Annotated in this window: 1 protein-coding gene; it reads left to right on the top strand. The window is 71.5% G+C overall.

What is annotated here, in order from left to right:
• The first annotated feature begins 238 nt into the window (after positions 1-238).
• On the top strand, positions 239-736 hold the full coding sequence (locus AC2CJA_RS26990) for an inorganic diphosphatase (protein ID WP_279556956.1): 498 nt from the start codon (positions 239-241) through the stop codon (positions 734-736).
• The last annotated feature ends 25 nt before the right edge of the window (positions 737-761 follow it).

The raw sequence follows: 761 nt of genomic DNA, 5'->3' as shown, positions 1-761 counted from the left end.
CCCCCCGCGCCCGGCCGCCCCCGGCCCCGCGCCCCCCCCCCCCCCCCACCCCCCCCCCCCGCGACCGCGAGTCCGGCGGCGGCGGAACCGGCCGCCACCCGCCATGTGTCCCGCACCTCGGACCAGCCCCTTTCGCGACCACACACCTGCGTGAGGGACACTTAACCACCACATCGCCGCTCTCCGGGGGACGCCCCCGGGCCACTGACGAGTGCTGAAGCATACGGAGGAGTCTCCCTTGGAGTTCGACGTCGTCATCGAGATCCCGAAGGGTTCGCGGAACAAGTACGAGGTGGACCACGAGACCGGTCGCATCCGGCTCGACCGGCACCTGTTCACCTCGACCGTCTACCCGGCCGACTACGGCTTCGTCGACAACACCCTGGGTGAGGACGGAGACCCCCTGGACGCGCTGGTGCTGCTGGAGGAGCCGACCTTCCCCGGCTGCATCATCAAGTGCCGGGCCATCGGCATGTTCCGCATGACGGACGAGGCCGGCGGCGACGACAAGCTGCTGTGCGTGCCCGCGTCCGACCCGCGCATGGAGCATCTGCGCGACATCCACCACGTGAGCGAGTTCGACCGGCTGGAGATCCAGCACTTCTTCGAGGTCTACAAGGACCTGGAGCCCGGCAAGTCGGTCGAGGGCGCGGACTGGGTCGGCCGTGCCGAGGCCGAGGCCGAGGTCGAGGCCTCGGTCAAGCGCCTGGAGGCCTCGGGCGGCGGCCACCACTGAGCCCACCGGGTCCGCCCCCTGGGCG

It is taken from the genome of Streptomyces sp. ATLC9, assembly GCF_057196705.1.
Note: the sequence above shows the minus strand (reverse complement) of the source record. Positions and strands in the feature narration are given on the sequence as shown.